This window comes from Pseudomonas sp. BAY1663 (assembly GCF_000582595.1).
GTDB lineage: Bacteria > Pseudomonadota > Gammaproteobacteria > Pseudomonadales > Pseudomonadaceae > Stutzerimonas > Stutzerimonas stutzeri_AF.
This window is the reverse complement of record NZ_AZSV01000095.1, coordinates 1-16,262: the sequence shown is the minus strand read 5'-3', so window position 1 is coordinate 16,262 and position 16,262 is coordinate 1. Positions and strand designations below refer to the sequence as shown.

Annotated in this window: 9 protein-coding genes and 4 pseudogenes; 9 read left to right on the top strand and 4 right to left on the bottom strand. The window is 68.0% G+C overall.

The features are described 5' to 3' along the window. The 6 genes and pseudogenes from BAY1663_RS25520 to BAY1663_RS19480 form a co-directional block, all read left to right on the top strand. A partial coding sequence (locus BAY1663_RS25520) for a filamentous hemagglutinin N-terminal domain-containing protein (RefSeq protein ID WP_128576405.1) occupies window positions 1-518 on the top strand: 518 nt, incomplete at its 5' end. Further along, entirely contained in the window at window positions 458-2,257 is a 1,800-nt protein-coding gene (locus BAY1663_RS26085) for a GLUG motif-containing protein (protein WP_128576403.1), read from the top strand. The genes BAY1663_RS25520 and BAY1663_RS26085, both read left to right, overlap by 61 nt. Continuing rightward, complete coding sequence (locus BAY1663_RS23100; RefSeq protein ID WP_051497187.1) at window positions 2,239-5,745, top strand: S-layer family protein; 3,507 nt, start codon at window positions 2,239-2,241, stop codon at window positions 5,743-5,745. Before BAY1663_RS26085 ends, BAY1663_RS23100 begins: the two co-directional genes overlap by 19 nt. A 2-nt stretch (window positions 5,746-5,747) precedes the next feature. Continuing rightward, complete coding sequence (locus tag BAY1663_RS19490; RefSeq protein WP_037043997.1) at window positions 5,748-7,403, top strand: ShlB/FhaC/HecB family hemolysin secretion/activation protein; 1,656 nt, start codon at window positions 5,748-5,750, stop codon at window positions 7,401-7,403. A gap of 469 nt (window positions 7,404-7,872) precedes the next feature. Beyond that, window positions 7,873-9,709 (top strand): annotated as a pseudogene (gene ilvD, locus BAY1663_RS19485) (dihydroxy-acid dehydratase). A 249-nt stretch (window positions 9,710-9,958) separates the two neighbouring features. Continuing rightward, window positions 9,959-11,347, top strand: coding sequence for a uracil-xanthine permease family protein (locus tag BAY1663_RS19480; protein ID WP_037044001.1), 1,389 nt, complete (start codon window positions 9,959-9,961; stop codon window positions 11,345-11,347). 9 nt (window positions 11,348-11,356) lie between these two features. Here BAY1663_RS19480 and BAY1663_RS19475 read toward each other — a convergent pair. Then, window positions 11,357-12,465 (bottom strand): annotated as a pseudogene (locus BAY1663_RS19475) (NAD(P)/FAD-dependent oxidoreductase). A 98-nt stretch (window positions 12,466-12,563) separates the two neighbouring features. Here BAY1663_RS19475 and BAY1663_RS19470 point away from each other — a divergent pair. Further along, window positions 12,564-13,019 carry a metallophosphoesterase family protein gene (locus BAY1663_RS19470; RefSeq protein WP_037043995.1) on the top strand — a complete coding sequence of 152 codons (456 nt, stop codon included), beginning with the start codon at window positions 12,564-12,566 and terminating at the stop codon, window positions 13,017-13,019. On the opposite strand, the gene BAY1663_RS19465 is transcribed toward BAY1663_RS19470, so the two are convergent. Together BAY1663_RS19465 and BAY1663_RS19460 are read right to left on the bottom strand one after the other, a co-directional pair. Beyond that, the gene (locus tag BAY1663_RS19465) at window positions 13,012-13,659 is read right to left on the bottom strand and encodes a YitT family protein (protein WP_037043994.1); all 648 of its coding nucleotides are present in this window, start codon (window positions 13,657-13,659) and stop codon (window positions 13,012-13,014) included. The genes BAY1663_RS19470 and BAY1663_RS19465 overlap by 8 nt on opposite strands. A 90-nt stretch (window positions 13,660-13,749) precedes the next feature. Then, window positions 13,750-14,277, bottom strand: a complete 528-nt coding sequence (locus BAY1663_RS19460) for a dihydrofolate reductase (RefSeq protein ID WP_128576401.1) — start codon at window positions 14,275-14,277, stop codon at window positions 13,750-13,752. Between the two features lie 136 nt (window positions 14,278-14,413). Here BAY1663_RS19460 and BAY1663_RS19455 point away from each other — a divergent pair. After that, window positions 14,414-15,531 (top strand): annotated as a pseudogene (locus BAY1663_RS19455) (glycerophosphodiester phosphodiesterase). A 41-nt stretch (window positions 15,532-15,572) separates the two neighbouring features. On the opposite strand, the gene BAY1663_RS19450 reads toward BAY1663_RS19455, so the two are convergent. Continuing rightward, the gene (locus BAY1663_RS19450; RefSeq protein WP_037043992.1) at window positions 15,573-15,818 is read right to left on the bottom strand and encodes a DUF4282 domain-containing protein; all 246 of its coding nucleotides are present in this window, start codon (window positions 15,816-15,818) and stop codon (window positions 15,573-15,575) included. Window positions 15,819-16,023: 205 nt separating this feature from the next. Between BAY1663_RS19450 and BAY1663_RS19445 the strand changes: the two are divergent. Continuing rightward, window positions 16,024-16,262: pseudogene (locus BAY1663_RS19445) on the top strand (DUF2868 domain-containing protein); the annotation flags it as partial.

Below are 16,262 nucleotides of genomic sequence, written 5' to 3'. Positions count from 1 at the left end.
GCACCCTGGCGCTGGGCATCGCCGCGCTCAACCCGGCCTGGGCATGGGCCGCCGACCTGCCCAGCGGCGGGCAGGTCGTCCTCGGCAACGGGCAAATCGGCACGCCCTCAGCCAGCCAGATGGTCATCGACCAGGCCAGCGGCAAGCTCGCCATCAACTGGCAGAGCTTCGATATCGGCGCCGGCCACAAGGTCACCTTCAACCAGCCGGGCAGCGACTCCATCGCGCTGAACCGCGTATTGGGTTCGGATGGCTCGACCATCATGGGCCAGCTCGATGCCAACGGCCGGGTATTCCTGGTCAACCCCAACGGCGTACTGTTCGGCGCCGGCGCGCAGGTCAACGTCGGCGCCTGGTGGCCTCGACGCTGGACATCAGCAACGAGGATTTCGCCGCCGGCAATTACCGATTCAAGGGCGATGGCTCCAACGCCTCCGTCATCAACCAGGGCACGCTCATGGCCAGTGACGGCGGCGCCGTGGCCCTGCTCGGCGGCACGGTCAGCAACCAGGGCGTGATCGTCGCCAATAGCGGCACGGTGGCGCTGGCGGCGGGCAATGCCGTGACCCTGGACTTCGCCGGCGACGGGCTGCTCAACGTGCAGGTCGACGAGGCCACGAAGGATGCCCTGGTGGAGAACCGCCAACTGATCCAGGCCGACGGCGGGCAGGTGCTGCTGACCGCCCAGGCGGCGGACGCGCTGCTCAGGACCGTGGTCAACAACGACGGCATCATCGAAGCGCGGACGCTGGGCGAGAAGAACGGCAAGGTCGTGCTGAACGGCGGCGACGAGGGCAGCGTGCAGGTGGCCGGCACCCTGGACACCAGCGCCACCACCGGCCAGGGCGGTGCCATCGAGGTGACGGGAGCGAACGTCGCCCTGGCCGATGCCACCCTGGACGCCTCCGGCGCCACTGGCGGCGGCAGCGTCAAGGTCGGCGGCGACTGGCAGGGCACCGGCACCCTGACCCGCGCGCAGGCCACCACGGTGGACGCGGCCAGCACGCTCAAGGCCGACGCCACGCACAACGGCGACGGCGGCACGGTCGTCGTCTGGTCCGACCAGCACACCAGCTACCAGGGCCATATCAGCGCCAAAGGCGGCGCGCAGGGCGGCGATGGCGGCCAGGCGGAAGTCTCCGGCAAGGCGGTTCTGGGCTTCACCGGCACCGTGGACCTCTCCGCCGCCCACGGCGCCTTCGGCGACCTGCTGCTGGACCCGTACGACCTCACCATCAGCAGCGGCACAGGGGGTAGCGCCACTGCCACGGCGGACGACTCCACCTTGGGCGCGGACACCCTCGAAGGGCTGCTGGCCGACGCCAACGTCACCGTCTCCACCGGCACGGCCGGCAGCCAGAATGGCGACATCACCGTAGCCTCGGCGGTGAGCTGGGACGCCAATACCACGCTGACCCTGAACGCGGCGGGCAATATCGACATCGACGCGGCCATCACCGCCAGCGGCGAAAGCGCCGGGCTGGCGTTGAACTACGGCGGCACCGAGGGCGTCGCCGGCGCCACAGCCGCCAGTGGCACCGACTACAACGTCAACGCGCCCGTCACCCTCTCCGGCGCTGATGCCACGCTGAGCATTAATGGCAGCGACTACACCCTGATCCACTCGATGGAGCAACTGGACGCCATCGACAGCACCGGTCTCTCCGGTCACTACGCCCTGGCGCAGGATCTAGATGCCAGCGATAGCCCCTACACCAGCGCGCTGGTGGGCATCGACGCGGCCAATGCCTTCACCGGCACCTTCGCCGGGCTGGGACACGCCATCGGAAACCTGACCATCAGCGCCTCCGGCAGCGACTACGTCGGCCTGTTCGGCTACACCGGCAGCGGCAGTACCCTGCGCGACGTTGGGCTGCAAGGCGGCAGCGTGACCGGCAACAGCTACGTCGGCGGGCTGGTCGGTTACAACGATGGCGGCAGCATCGTGGACGCCTACGCCACCGTCGATGTGACCGGCGCCCACGTCACCGGCGGGCTGGTCGGCGCCAACGTCGGCGGCGGCAGCATCCTGCGCGCCTACGCCACTGGCTGGGTCAATGCCACCGCCTCGGAAGGATTGGGTTGGGCCGGCGGACTGATCGGACAGAACGCCGGCAGCATCAGCCAGTCCTACGCCAGCGGCGGCGTCACCGGCGACTACTACGTTGGCGGGCTGGTCGGTCACAACGGCAACGGCACCGTCACCGATAGCTATGCCCTGGGCAATGTCCACGGCCAATGGGACGTCGGTGGCTGATCGGCTACAACGTCGGCGGCACGGCCACTAACGTCTATGCCGCAGGCCGGGTGACGCGCAACTGGCAGGGCGGCGGCGGCCTCTCGGCACTGGTCGGCTATGCTGGCACCGTCACCAATGGCTACTGGAACAGCGACACCACCGGCATTTCCGGCGGCCTGACCACGGCGCAATTGCAGGCCGGACTTCCCGACGGCTTCGATCCGGCCATCTGGAACATCGTTACCGGCCAGAGCTACCCCTATCTGAGCTGGCAGTTCGCCGCCGGCAGCACGCCGGTGACCCTTTCCGGCATCTCCGACTACTCCAACGCTTCCGGCACCAACAGCACCAACAGCAGTCACAGCATCAGCGTCTACGCCGACGACGCTCTGCTGGGCAGTTCCGGCATTGGCGCCAACGGTTACTACTACGTGCTGGCGTCAGCCGACAGCCTGCAAGACAGCGCTGTGACCATGATGGAGAAGACCACCCCGAATAGCAGCGCCATCTGGTCCGCGCGCCTGCGCGACCATGTGAGCGGCGGCACCGACGACCTCGACCTCAACTACGGCTGGCTGACCATCGACGCCGGAGCCGATGCCGAGGCATTCTCGCAGCTCGACAGCCTCATCGAGGCAGCCGGCTTCACCGACGCCCTGCAGGCCCTGAGAAGCTGGCGCTTGAATGTCGCCGCCAGCGACTTCGCCTTGGACGAAAACATCATCCTGGACGATGGCGCCCTGGCACTCAACGGCGGCAGCGACACCACCTTCACGCCCGAGGCCGGCATCGACGTCGGCACCTTCCAGCTCGAGGGCGGCCACTGGTACGAAGTCGGCGCGCTGAGCAGCTTCCAGGCCGGCAACTTCCAATTGCTCGGCGGCACCTTCCTTCGCGCCAGCGGCGGCGCAGGCACGACCGACGCCCCCTGGCAACTGATCGATGTCTACGGCCTGCAGGGCATGGACGGCTTCCTCGCCGGGCATTTCGCTCTGGCCAACGACATCGATGCCAGCGGCACCCTGGGCTGGTCGCGGATCACCGACGACGCTTACTGGAGCGGGTTCGATCCGATCAGCGATGCCGCCAGCCCCTTCACCGGCAGCCTCGATGGCAACGGTTACAGCATCCGCGGCCTGAGCATCTACCGCTACGACGGCAGCGCCGTCGGCTTGTTCGGTGTCACCGGTGCCGGCAGCGTGATCCGTGACCTCGGCCTGGTGGCCACCGTCCCCTACGCGGCGGAGTACCCGGAATATGCAGGCTACTACAGCACCTACGTCTACGGCACGGGCAACGTGGGTACCCTGGCCGGCATCAATGGCGGGCTGATCGAGAACGTCCAGGTACTGGGCATCGATCACGTCTATTCCGGCGGCGTCTACGGTAGTTCCTCGACCGGCGGCCTGGTCGGCCTCAACGAAAGCACCGGGGTGATCCACAACGCCTACGCCACCACCACCGTCACCAGCGACGGTGGCTATGCGGGCGGCCTGGTCGGCCAGAACCTGGGCAGCATCGAGAACAGCTACGCCACCGGCACAGTCGATGGCGAAGGCCGTATCGGCGGACTGGTGGGACTGAACAGCGGCAGCATCAGTGCCAGCTACGCCGCCGGCGTAGTGGCCGGTGGCACCGATGTCGATGGCGAGATCGGTGGTCTGGTGGGTGAGAACCGGGGCACGGTGGCCAACAGCTACGCCAGCGGCGATGTCAGCGGGCGCGGCGACATCGGCAGCCTGGTGGGCTACAACAACGATGGCAGGGTGCAGGACAGCTATGCCCTTGGCACGGCCAGTGGTGACGGCATCGTCGGCGGTCTGGTGGGCTGGAACGGCGGCACGGTGGAGACCAGCTTCTATGCCACCACCGACGCCAACGGTGCCGACATCACCGCCGGCCTGAGCGAGGACGACATCGCGCGTGCCGGTACGCCCAAGACCCATGCCGAGCTGATCAACCTGTCCACCTTCGCCGACGCCGGCTGGAGCATCGACGACGAAGGCGGCACCGGCCTGACCTGGCGCATCTACGAAAGCAGCACCACACCGCTGCTGCGCAGCTTCCTGACCGCGGCGACCGTGACTGTGGACGGCAGCCTAGGCAGCAAGACCTACGACGGTAGCGCCGCCAGCGGCAGCTTGGGTAGCTACGCCGCGTCGCTGGCGGATGGCAGCAGCGCCGACACAGGGTTGATCGACGGCACGCTGGACTACGCCACCACTGGCGCCAATGCCGACGACTACACCCTGGCCGATGGCACCTTGACCCTGGGCGGCCTGCATTCCGGCCAGCAGGGCTATGACATCAGCTATGCCGGCACGGCCAGCTACGTCATCAACAAGGCCACGCTGACCTACGTGGCCAACGCCGCCAGCAGCACCTATGGCCAGCTCCCCACCGGCCTGACCGGCACGGTGACCGGCTTCGTCAACGGCGAGACCCAGGCCAGCGCCACCACCGGCAACCTGGCCTTCGGTACCATCGCAACCGGCCAGAGCAATGTCGGCAGCTACGCCATCGACGGCGGCGGGCTGAGCGCGGACAACTACGTGTTCGTACAGGATTCGAGCAACGCCACCGCGCTGACCATCGACCCGGCGGCGCTGACCATCACCGCCAACAACGACAGCAAGACCTACGGTCAGACCGCGAATCTGTCCGGCTACGATATCGACGGCCTGGTCAACGGCGACAGCGTGAGCCGCGTCGATCTGTCCAGCAGCGGCAGCGCGGCGACCGCAACGGTGGGCAGCTACACGATCAGCGCGGCCAACGCCGACGGCTCGGGCCTGTCGAACTACGACATCACCTATGTCGATGGCACGCTGACCGTCGGCAAGGCCGGGCTGACCATCACCGCCAACGACGCCAGCAAGACCTACGGGCAGACCGCGAACCTGTCCTACACCGCCAATGGCCTGGTCAACGGCGACAGCGTGAGCAGCGTCGACCTGTCCAGCAGCGGCAGCGCGGCGACCGCAACGGTGGGCAGCTACACGATCAGCGCGGACAACGCCGACGGCACGGGCCTGTCGAACTACGACATCACCTATGTCGATGGCACGCTGACCGTCGGCAAGGCCGGCTTGACCATCACCGCCAACGACGCCAGCAAGACCTACGACGGCCTGGCCTGGAGCAGAGGCAACGGGGTGAGCTACAGCGGCTTCGTCAATGGCGAGGACGCGTCCGTGCTCGACGGCACGCTGGTCTACGGTGGCAGCGCCCAGGGTGCCGTGAATGCCGGCCGCTACAGTCTCACGGCCAGCGGCCTGAGCGCCGGCAACTATGCCATCAGCTACGTCGACGGCACGCTCGTCATCAGCGGACAGCCCGTTGTCGAGCCGACCCTGCCACCGCCCAGCGCACCGCCAGCCTATGGCGACATCCTCGCCTCGCTGACCTTCGCGCGCAGCGAAGACTTGCGCCGCGCCGAGCCCACCGACACCCCGCTGCCCTACCAGGTCGTCGCCAGCGGCATTCAACTACCGGAAGGAATCTGACCATGCGTGTGGCCCCCAGCCTGTTGTCCGCAACCCTGCTCTCCACCTCGATAACGGTCGCCCAGGCGCAAGTCGCCCCGGATGCGGGCCAATCGATCCGCGATATCGAACAGACCCCGCTGCAATTGCCGCCCCGGCAGACCCTGGAACTGAACCTGCCCGACGCTCCGTCCAGCGAAGTCAAGGCCGGCGGGCCCAGCCTGCAAGTCAATGGCTTTACCCTGCAAGGCAACAGTGTCATCGCCAGCGACGAACTGCTGCCCCTGCTCGCCGACCTGCAAGGCCGCACGGTTTCCCTCGGCGAACTGCAGGCCGGCGCCAACCGCATCACCCTGCTGTACCGCGAGCGCGGCTATCCCCTGGCCCGCGCCTACCTGCCGGCCCAGGAGATCGACGGCGGCATCGTGCGCATCGCCGTGCTCGAAGGCCGTTACGGCGAGGTGCGGCTGGACAACCAGTCGCGCCTCAAGGGCGCGGCCCTGGCCCCGCTGGGCGCCTTGCAAGCCGGCGACGCGGTGCGCTCCGCGCCGCTGGAGCGCAGCCTGCTGCTCCTGCAGGACACCCCCGGCGTGGAAGTGAAATCCACCCTCAAGCCCGGCGCCTCGGTCGGCGCCACCGACCTGCTGGTGGACGTGCAGCCCGGCCCGCTGGTCTCCGGCTCGGTGGATGCCGACAACTACGGCAACCGCTTCACCGGCGAATACCGCCTCGGCGGCACGTTGAACCTCAACAGCCCCCTGGGCCTGGGCGACCGGCTGTCCCTGCGCGCCATGGGTTCGGACGAGGATCAGCACTACTACCGCGCCGCCTACCAGTTGCCCATCGGCCCCTGGGCCACCCAGGTGGGCGTGGCCTACTCGGACATGGACTACCAACTGGCCAAGGACTTCGGCGACCTGGATGCCCACGGCAACGCGCGCATCGCCAGTGTCTATGCGATCCAGCCCTTGATCCGTTCGCGCGACTTCTCGCTGTTCGCCCAGTTGCAGTTCGACGACAAGCGCCTGAAGGACGACATCGACCTGTTCGCGTCCAAGAGCGACAAGCGCTCGCGCGTGGTCACCGCCGCGCTCAACGGCAACGCGCGCGACAGCCTGCTGGGCGGCGGCCTCAGCAGCTTCGCCCTGGCCTGGAGCCAGGGCAGCCTGAACATCGACGGCGAGCTGGAACAACTGATCGACGACCTCAGCGCCGGCACCCGCGGGCGCTTCCACAAGCTCAACCCGAGCCTGGTGCGCCTGCAGCGCCTGAGCGACCGCTTCAGCCTGTACGCCCAGGTGCAGGGCCAGTGGAGCGACGCCAACCTGGACAGTTCGGAAAAACTCAGCCTCGGCGGCGCCTACGGCGTGCGCGCCTACCCGCAGGGCGAAGCCAGCGGCGACCAGGGCTGGCTGGCCAACCTCGAGCTGCGCTATGCGCTGACGCCGGCCTGGCAGCTCAACACCTTCGTCGACCACGGCCAGGTGCGGCTGAACAAGGACAGCTGGAGCAACGGCGACAACCACCGCAGCCTGTCGGCTGCCGGCGTCGGCGCGACCTGGGCCGACCACGGCTGGCGGATCAACGCCGTGGCGGCCTGGAAGCTCGGCAACGACGACCCGCAGAGCGACGTCGACCGCTCGCCACGGGTGTGGGCGCAGGTGGTGCGCTACTTCTGAGAACCTGTCCACGATCTACTGCGCGTCGGCCAGGCGGTCTTGGAAATGCCCTCGGAATGCTCATTTACAATGCAGAAACTCCGCTTCCTCGGGCATTTTCGCGGGGCCGCCCCAGGTCTTGCCTGGCTCTAGCTCGCGAGATCGTGAAGAGGTCCTCAGCCTGGTATGCCGGATACGCAACGCCCATCATCAAGACTGGCATTTGCCGCACCGGGGCAGACGAAAAACCCGTGCGCCCCGTGACCGCCCGGACAGCCAACCCTCCCTCTATCGCACCAAGCGGCGTAGAATCGCGGCATTCCTCGCCAACTATCCTCCGGCGGGCTTGTGAGCCCCGGCCGGGCGGGCGGTAACCCCCGCTGCGCACCGTGCCTTCCCCGAACTTTCGGCCATCTGCCGTTCGTCACCGGTCACAGACGCTCACGCAACGCACATAACCAGACACCTGATCTAGCCGCAGGAACCCGTCATGCCCGATTACCGCTCGAAAACCTCCACCCACGGCCGCAACATGGCCGGCGCCCGCGCCTGTGGCGCGCCACCGGGATGAAGGACGAAGACTTCAAGAAGCCGATCATCGCCATCGCCAACTCCTTCACCCAGTTCGTGCCCGGCCACGTGCACCTGAAGGACCTCGGCCAGCTGGTCGCCCGCGAGATCGAGAAGGCCGGCGGCGTGGCCAAGGAATTCAACACCATCGCGGTGGACGACGGCATCGCCATGGGCCACGACGGCATGCTCTATTCGCTGCCTTCGCGCGAGATCATCGCCGACTCGGTGGAATACATGGTCAACGCGCACTGCGCCGACGCCATCGTCTGCATTTCCAACTGCGACAAGATCACCCCCGGCATGCTGATGGCCGCGCTGCGCCTGAACATCCCGGTGGTGTTCGTCTCCGGCGGGCCGATGGAAGCCGGCAAGACCAGGCTGGCCAGCCACGGCCTGGACCTGGTCGACGCCATGGTGGTGGCCGCCGACGACTCCTGCTCCGACGAGAAGGTCGCCGAATACGAGCGCAGCGCCTGCCCGACCTGCGGCAGCTGCTCCGGCATGTTCACCGCCAACTCGATGAACTGCCTGGCCGAGGCCCTCGGCCTGGCGCTGCCGGGCAACGGCTCGACCCTGGCCACCCATGCCGACCGCGAGCAGCTGTTCCTGCGCGCCGGGCGCCTGGCCGTCGAGCTGTGCCAGCGCTACTACGGCGAAGACGACGAGTCGGTGCTGCCACGCAACATCGCCAGCCGCAAGGCATTCGAGAACGCCATGACCCTGGACATCGCCATGGGCGGCTCGACCAACACCATCCTGCACCTGCTGGCCGCCGCTCAGGAGGCCGAGGTCGACTTCGACCTGCGCGCCATCGACGCGCTGTCGCGCAAGGTGCCGCAGCTGTGCAAGGTGGCGCCGAACATCCAGAAGTACCATATGGAAGACGTGCATAGAGCGGGCGGCATCTTCAGCATCCTCGGCGAACTGGCTAGAGGCGGCCTGCTGCACACCGACGTCGCCACCGTGCACAGCCCGAGCATGGCCGAGGCCATCGCCCAGTGGGATATCACCCAGACCGACGACGAAGCCGTGCACACCTTCTTCAAGGCCGGTCCGGCCGGCATCCCCAGCCAGACCGCATTCAGCCAGGCAACCCGCTGGCCGAGCCTGGACCTGGACCGCGCCGAAGGCTGCATCCGCAGCGTCGAGCACGCCTACTCGCAGGAAGGCGGCCTGGCCGTGCTCTACGGCAACATCGCCCTCGACGGCTGCGTGGTGAAGACCGCTGGTGTCGACGAATCCATCCTGGTCTTCGAAGGCAACGCAAAGATCTACGAAAGCCAGGACAGCGCCGTGAAGGGCATCCTCGGCGACGAGGTGAAGGCCGGCGACATCGTCATCATCCGCTACGAAGGCCCCAAGGGCGGCCCGGGCATGCAGGAAATGCTCTACCCGACCTCGTACCTCAAGTCCAAGGGCCTGGGCAAGCAGTGCGCCCTGCTCACCGACGGCCGCTTCTCCGGCGGCACCAGCGGCCTGTCCATCGGCCACGCCTCGCCGGAAGCCGCCGCCGGCGGCGCTATCGGCCTGGTGCAGGACGGCGACAAGGTGCTGATCGACATCCCCAACCGCAGCATCAACCTGCTGGTTCGGATGAAGAGCTGGCGCACCGGCGCATCGCACAGGACAAGCTGGGCTGGAAACCCGCCGCCCCGCGCGCGCGCAAGGTGAGCACCGCCCTCAAGGCCTACGCCCTGCTCGCCACCAGCGCCGACAAGGGCGCGGTACGCAACAAGGCGTTGCTGGACGGCTGATGCCCGCGGCAAAAGCCCGGGCCTGATGCCGCCATGTTGTACACATAAACGTCAGGCAATGCGTTTCCCCTCTCCCACAGCGGGAGAGGGGGGCTAAATATGCTCGACTGACAATGCGCAGCATCGCGGCCCGACGCCGGGCTTCTTTATCGCCAGCCCGCGTGCGGCGTCCGGCCGCTGGCGGCGCATCGATTCGCACTGTTCCGATGGCGTTCGGGGCCGTAATATCGCGCCCTTTTGGACACCATCATGAGCGCTCTGGAAAATCGCCCCGCCTTCGACGCCCCGCATGATCTGCTCTACGGGCTCGACGACCGCCCGCGCCCCTGGCTGGCCTTCCTCGCCGCCCTCCAGCACCTGCTGGCGATCATCGTGCCCATCGTCACCCCTGGCCTGCTGATCTGCCAGGCCATCGGCGTTTCGCCCCGCGACACCAACGTCATCGTCTCGATGTCGCTGGTGATCTCCGGCATCGCCACCTTCGTCCAGTGCAAGCGTTTCGGCCCGCTCGGCGCCGGGTTGCTGATCGTCCAGGGCACCAGCTTCAACTTCGTCGGCCCGCTGATCGCCGGTGGCGTGCTGATGGTCAAGCAGGGCACGCCGGTCGAGGCGGTGATGGCGGCGATCTTCGGCGTGGTCATCGCCGGCTCCTTCATCGAGATGGGTGTGTCGCGCATCCTGCCGTTCGTCAAACGCCTGATCACCCCGCTGGTCACCGGCATCGTCGTGCTGATGATCGGCCTGACGCTGATCAAGGTCGGCCTGATCAGCATGGGCGGTGGCTATGCCGCGATGGGCAACGGCACCTTCGCCAACGGCGAGAACCTGCTGCTGTCGTGCGTGGTGCTGGGCGCCATCATCGTGCTCAACCGCCTGCCGCTGGCCTGGCTGCGCAGCTGCGCGATCATCATCGCCCTGGCCACCGGCTATGCGCTGGCGGCCTGGCTGGGCCGCCTGGACTTCACCGGCATGCGCGAAGCCGAGCTGTTCCAGGTGCCGATGCCGCTGCACTTCGGCCTGGGCTTCTCCTGGAGCCTGTTCATTCCCATGGTGGTGATCTATCTGGTCACCTCGCTGGAAGCCATCGGCGACGTCACCGCCACCAGCAAGATCTCCCGCCAGCCGGTCGAGGGCCCGCTGTGGATGCAACGCATCAAGGGCGGTGTGCTGGTCAACGGTGCCAACTCGCTGCTGGCCGGAATCTTCAACACCTTTCCCAGCTCGGTGTTCGCGCAGAACAACGGCATCATCCAGCTGACCGGCATCGCCAGCCGCTACGTCGGCATGTGGGTCGCGGTGCTGCTGATCGTGCTCGGCCTGTTCCCGGCTGTCGCCGGCGCACTGCAGGCGGTGCCCGAGCCGGTGCTCGGCGGCGCCGCCCTGGTGATGTTCGGCGCCGTGGCCGCGGCCGGGATCAACATCCTCGCGGGGGTGCAACTGGACCGGCGCGCGCTGCTGATCATCTCGGTGTCGCTGGCCCTCGGCCTGGGCTTCTCCCAGGTGCCGGAATTCCTCGCGCACCTGCCGGCTGCACTGCGCAACGTACTGGAATCCGGCGTGGCCACCGGCGGCATCTGCGCGCTGGTGATGAACTGGTTCCTGCCGGAAACGCCCACGTCCCGGCCCGCGCCGCTCTGAACGGCTGGGTCAGCCGGCGCCTTCGAGGCGCCGGCACACCTCATCGGCGATCGCCAGGCAGGCGGTCAGCCCCGGCGACTCGATGCCGAACAGGTTCACCAATCCGGGGACGCCGTGCTGCGCCGGGCCGTCGATGCGAAAGTCCGCCGCCGGCTCGCCCGGCCCGCTGATCTTCGGGCGGATGCCGCTGTAGGCCGGCTGCAGCGCACCGTCCGGCAGGCCCGGCCAGTAGCGGCGGATCGCCGCGTAGAAGCCCTCGGCGCGTTGCGGCTCGACCTGGTAATCGAGGCCGTCGACCCACTCCACGTCCGGGCCGAAGCGCGCCTGGCCGGCGAGATCCAGGGTCAGGTGCACACCCAGCCCGCCCGGCTCCGGCAGCGGATAGACCAGGTGAGTGAACGGCGTGCGTCCGGCGAGGCTGAAGTAGCTGCCCTTGGCGAAGAACTGCCGCGGCCGCCTGCGGCGGGCAGGCCGGCGGTACGGGCCGCCAGCAGCGGCGCGCCATGCCCGGCGCAGTTGACCAGGGTTCGCGCCAGCAACTGCAGCGGCTCGGCGCCACCGACCCGGACGCGCAATCCCGCATCCGTCAGCGCGATGCCTGCCACCGGCGCATTGAGCGCCAGCAGCGCGCCCTGGCTCTCGGCAGCGCCGAGCAGCGCCAGCATCAGCGCGTGACTGTCGACGATCCCGGTGCTCGGCGAGCGCAACCCGGCCACGGCCCGCAACTGCGGCTCCAGCGCCAGCAGCTCGGCGCCGGTGAGCCGCTGCAGGTCGTCGACGCCATTGGCCCGCGCATGCTGCTGCAATTGCGCCAGCGCGGCGAGCTGGGCGTCATCGCTGGCGACGATCAGCTTGCCGCAGCGCCGGTAGGGCACGCCGTGGCTGTCGCAGAAGGCGTACAGCGCCTGGCGTCCGGCCACGCACAAGCGCCCCTTGAGCGAGCCCTGCGGGTAGTAGATGCCGGCATGGATGACCTCGCTGTTGCGCGCGCTGGTGGCCGTGCCGATGGCCGCCTCGGCCTCCAGCAGCAACACCTCGCGCCCGCCCAGCGCCAATGCGCGGGCCACCGCCAGCCCGACCACCCCGGCGCCCACCACTACACAGTCCACCCGCTCCATGCCTTGCTCCTCAGCCGTTCCGGCCAAGCCTGCCGCAACCAGGGCGGCGGGCCAAGGGTCCAATGGCCTATCCGGCAGCTTTTCGAGGAAAACCCGGCATGCGCATCGGCCTGATCTCCGACACCCACGGCCTGCTCCGCCCCGAGGCGCTGGCGGCCCTGCAGGGGTGCCAGCAGATCATCCATGCCGGCGACATCGGCAAACCGGCGGTGCTCGACGGCCTGCGGGCGATCGCCCCGCTGCAAGCCATCCGCGGCAATATCGATAGCGGCGACTGGGCGCTCGCGCTGCCCGAACGGCTGGACCTGCGCATCGGCGGCCTCACCCTGCACGTGCTGCACGACCTCAAGCAGCTGGACATCGACCCGCTCGCCGCCGGCATCGACGTGGTGATCGCCGGCCACTCGCATCGGCCGAAGGTCGAACGACGCGACGGCGTGCTCTACGTCAACCCCGGCAGCGCCGGACCGCGGCGTTTCAGCCTGCCCATCGGCCTGGCCTTGCTGGAGCTGGAAGAGGGCCAAGCGCAAGTCGAACTGATGACGCTCAGCTGACGCCCATGTAGCGCCCGGCGCGGTGGTTGATCGCCAGCACCAGGTTCAGCGCCACCGCGCCGAGTACGGACAGGACAACCTTGTCCGCCGGCACGATGAATACCGCCGCCAGCACGATCGACGCATCGATGCCCATCTGCACGGTGCCGGCGCGCAGGCCGAAACGCTCCTGCAGGAACAGCGCGAGGATGTTCACCCCGCCGAGGCTGGCACGGTGGCGAAACAGGATCAGCAGGCCAATGCCGATGACGAAGCCACCGAAGACCGCCGCATAGACCAGGTTGAGCTCGGTGAAGCGCACCCATTGCGGGGTCAGCTCGGCGAACAGCGAGACCAGCCCCACCGCGCAGACGGTGCGCAGGGTGAAGGTCCAGCCCATGCGCCAGATCGCCAGCGCGTAGAACGGCAGGTTGAGCAGGAAGAAGGCCGGGCCGAACGACCAGCCGGCCAGGTACTTGAGCAGGAAGGCCAGGCCCACGGTGCCGCCGGTCAACAGCCCGGCATGGCTGTAGAAGGCGATGCCGAGGGCGACCAGCGCGGTGCCGGTGAGCAACGCCAGGGCGTCCTCCCAGAGCGGATGACGGACGAATATCGCGGCGACGCGCTCGGCTTCCGCGGCTTCGGATTCGGTTGGCTGCATCGAAGGTGGTCTCGTTACGGCGACGGCGCGCCAGGGTAGAACCTGCCGCCCGCAGCGGCATTGGCGACGATCAAGTGGCGGCGATGCCGCTCAGCGCCGTTCCCAGGTTTCGAAACGATAGGCCGGCGCCTCGCCCTCGGCCGGCTGCGCCTGGCTGTCGACGCATTGCCATTCGGCTTCGTCGAACGCCGGGAAGAAGGCGTCGCCCTCGGGGCGGGCCTCGATGCGGGTCAGATACAGCCGCTGCGCCCGCGCCAGCGCCTGCGCGTACAACTGCGCACCGCCGATCAGCATCAGCTCGCCGGCGCCCTGCTCGCGCGCCCACTGCTCGGCGCGCAGCAGCGCCGCGTCCAGCCCGGTGAAGGCTTCCGCGCCATCGAGCTGCAGCTCCGGCTGGCGGCTGACCACCAGGTTGAGCCGGCCCGGCAGCGGGCGGCCGAGCGAGTCCCAGGTCTTGCGACCCATGATGATCGGCTTGCCGAGGGTCATGGCCTTGAAGTGCCGGAGGTCGGCCGGCAGGTGCCAGGGCATGCGGTTGTCGAGGCCGATCACGCGGTTGTCCGCGAGCGCGGCGATCATGGCGAGGGGGAGGCGGGTCTGGTTCATGGCGGCGAGCATAACAGAGCGCCGCGTCGTCCTGCAGCGCCAGCCGTTCGTCGGCTGCAGCGCCTGGAAACGTCGGCGACAGCGCGGCGTCAGAGCCCGGTCATGCAATGGGCCCAGGCTATGATTTCCAATCCGAGGAGATGCCGACATGGCCCGCACCACCACCGCTTCCCTTCGCCACTGGCTCGCCGCCTGCAGCCTGCTGCTGCCGCTCGCCGGCTTCGCCGCCCCGGCCGACAGCACGGCGCAGCGTCACGCCGAACCGGCCCCGCTGGTGATTGCCCACCGCGGCGCCAGCGGCTACGTGCCGGAGCACACCCTGGCGGCCTACGCCCTGGCGGTGTTCCAGGGCGCCGACTACATCGAGCCGGATCTGGTGATGACCCGCGACGGCAGATCGTCGCCCGCCACGACAACGAACTGGGGCTGACCACCGACGTCTCCCGCCACCCCGAGTTCGCCGACCGCAAGCGCACCCAGCAGGTCGACGGCGTCACCCTCACCGGCTGGTTCAGCGAGGACTTCACCCTCGCCGAGCTGAAGACCCTACGCGCCATCGAGCGCATCCCGGAAATCCGCCCGGGCAACGCCCGCATGGACGGCAGCCTGGAAATCCCGACCCTGCAGCAGATCATCGACCTGGTGAAAACCCTGCAGCTCAGCCAGGGCCGGCGCATCGGCCTGTACCCGGAAACCAAGCATCCGACCCACTTCCGCCAGCTCGGCCTGGCGATGGAAAAGCCGCTGGTGCGCATCCTCACCCGCAACGGCTACGTCGGCCGGCAGGCACCGGTGTACATCCAGTCCTTCGAGGTGGACAACCTCAAGACCCTGAGCCGCCTGACCCAGTTGCGCCTGGTCCAGCTGTTCGGCTCCGGCCAACCCTACGACCAGCAGGTGCGCGGCAGCGAACTGACCTACGCACGGATGGCGACCCCGGCCGGATTGAAGGCGATCGCCCGCTACGCGGCCGGCGTCGGCCCGGACAAGGGCTATCTCATCCCGCGCGACGCCAACGGCAACCTGGGCGCGCCGACCCGCTTCGTCGCCGACGCCCACGCCGCCGGACTCAAGGTGCACCCCTATACCTTCCGAGCCGAGAACGCCTTCCTCCCGACCGGCCTGCGCAGCAGCGACCAGCCGACCGCACGCGGCGAGATCGAAACGGAAATTCGCGCCTTTCTCGACGCCGGCATCGACGGCCTGTTCATCGACCAGCCGGATATCGCGGTAAAGGTTCGCGCTGAGGTTGAGCGAAGGGAGTAAGGATGCCAAAGAAAGGGGCGGCAGGGACGCCGCCCCAACAATCACTGGCGGATGGCGATCTTCTTCAGGTTCTCGTTGATCTTGAACATCACGATCAGCAGTTCACACCACAGCCGCGTGCCAACCAATCCGCCTACCAGGATGGCAAGGCCGAACCAGAAGCCTCCGCCAAAAACACCGAACATGGCGGCGATACCGCAAACGATGACAGCCAGCAGTCCCACCCAGTACAGGAGGGTGATGATCTTGGGCGTCAGCATAGCGTCGAAGAAGAAGATATCTTTCATGGCAAAGTCCTTTTTCAAGTGCAGGAAGGCGTGCCAGCGTTGCTTGGCGAACCGGCCTATCCCTGGCTGGTGATGCGGCGAACCGCGAGCCGATCGTTGAGCGGCGACGCATCCTACAGAACGCTTCAGCCTGACGGCTTGACCGATTTCACTCTTCCGGCGTGCGACGCTATTCTCTGGACCAAGCCCCTCCATGAGAAGCCGCGTGTCCGCTACTTCATCGCCCGTTGCCGAATTAGCCAGCCCCCTCGACCGCCTCTGGCTGACCGAAGCCGTGCGCCTGCGCGAAGAGCAGGCCGGGCCGCTGGAGGACAAGGAAGCCATTCGCCAGGCTCGCGCCCGGGGCGGCGACCTGGCGGCGCTGATCGAACACCGCGCGCTCTGGCTGGCGCGCCGCGACGGCCTGCTCGATGCCCTGCAACACTGGCGCCAGGCGTGCGCCTG

Coding starts and splice junctions, on each gene's coding strand:
- BAY1663_RS26085 (WP_128576403.1), top strand. CDS start 458: ATGGCCAGTGACGGCGGCGCCGTGGCCCTGCTCGGCGGCACGGTCAGC.
- BAY1663_RS23100 (WP_051497187.1), top strand. CDS start 2,239: ATGGGACGTCGGTGGCTGATCGGCTACAACGTCGGCGGCACGGCCACT.
- BAY1663_RS19460 (WP_128576401.1), bottom strand. CDS start 14,277: ATGCTCGCCGCCATGAACCAGACCCGCCTCCCCCTCGCCATGATCGCC.
- BAY1663_RS19480 (WP_037044001.1), top strand. CDS start 9,959: ATGAGCGCTCTGGAAAATCGCCCCGCCTTCGACGCCCCGCATGATCTG.
- BAY1663_RS19470 (WP_037043995.1), top strand. CDS start 12,564: ATGCGCATCGGCCTGATCTCCGACACCCACGGCCTGCTCCGCCCCGAG.
- BAY1663_RS19465 (WP_037043994.1), bottom strand. CDS start 13,659: ATGCAGCCAACCGAATCCGAAGCCGCGGAAGCCGAGCGCGTCGCCGCG.
- BAY1663_RS19490 (WP_037043997.1), top strand. CDS start 5,748: ATGCGTGTGGCCCCCAGCCTGTTGTCCGCAACCCTGCTCTCCACCTCG.
- BAY1663_RS19450 (WP_037043992.1), bottom strand. CDS start 15,818: ATGAAAGATATCTTCTTCTTCGACGCTATGCTGACGCCCAAGATCATC.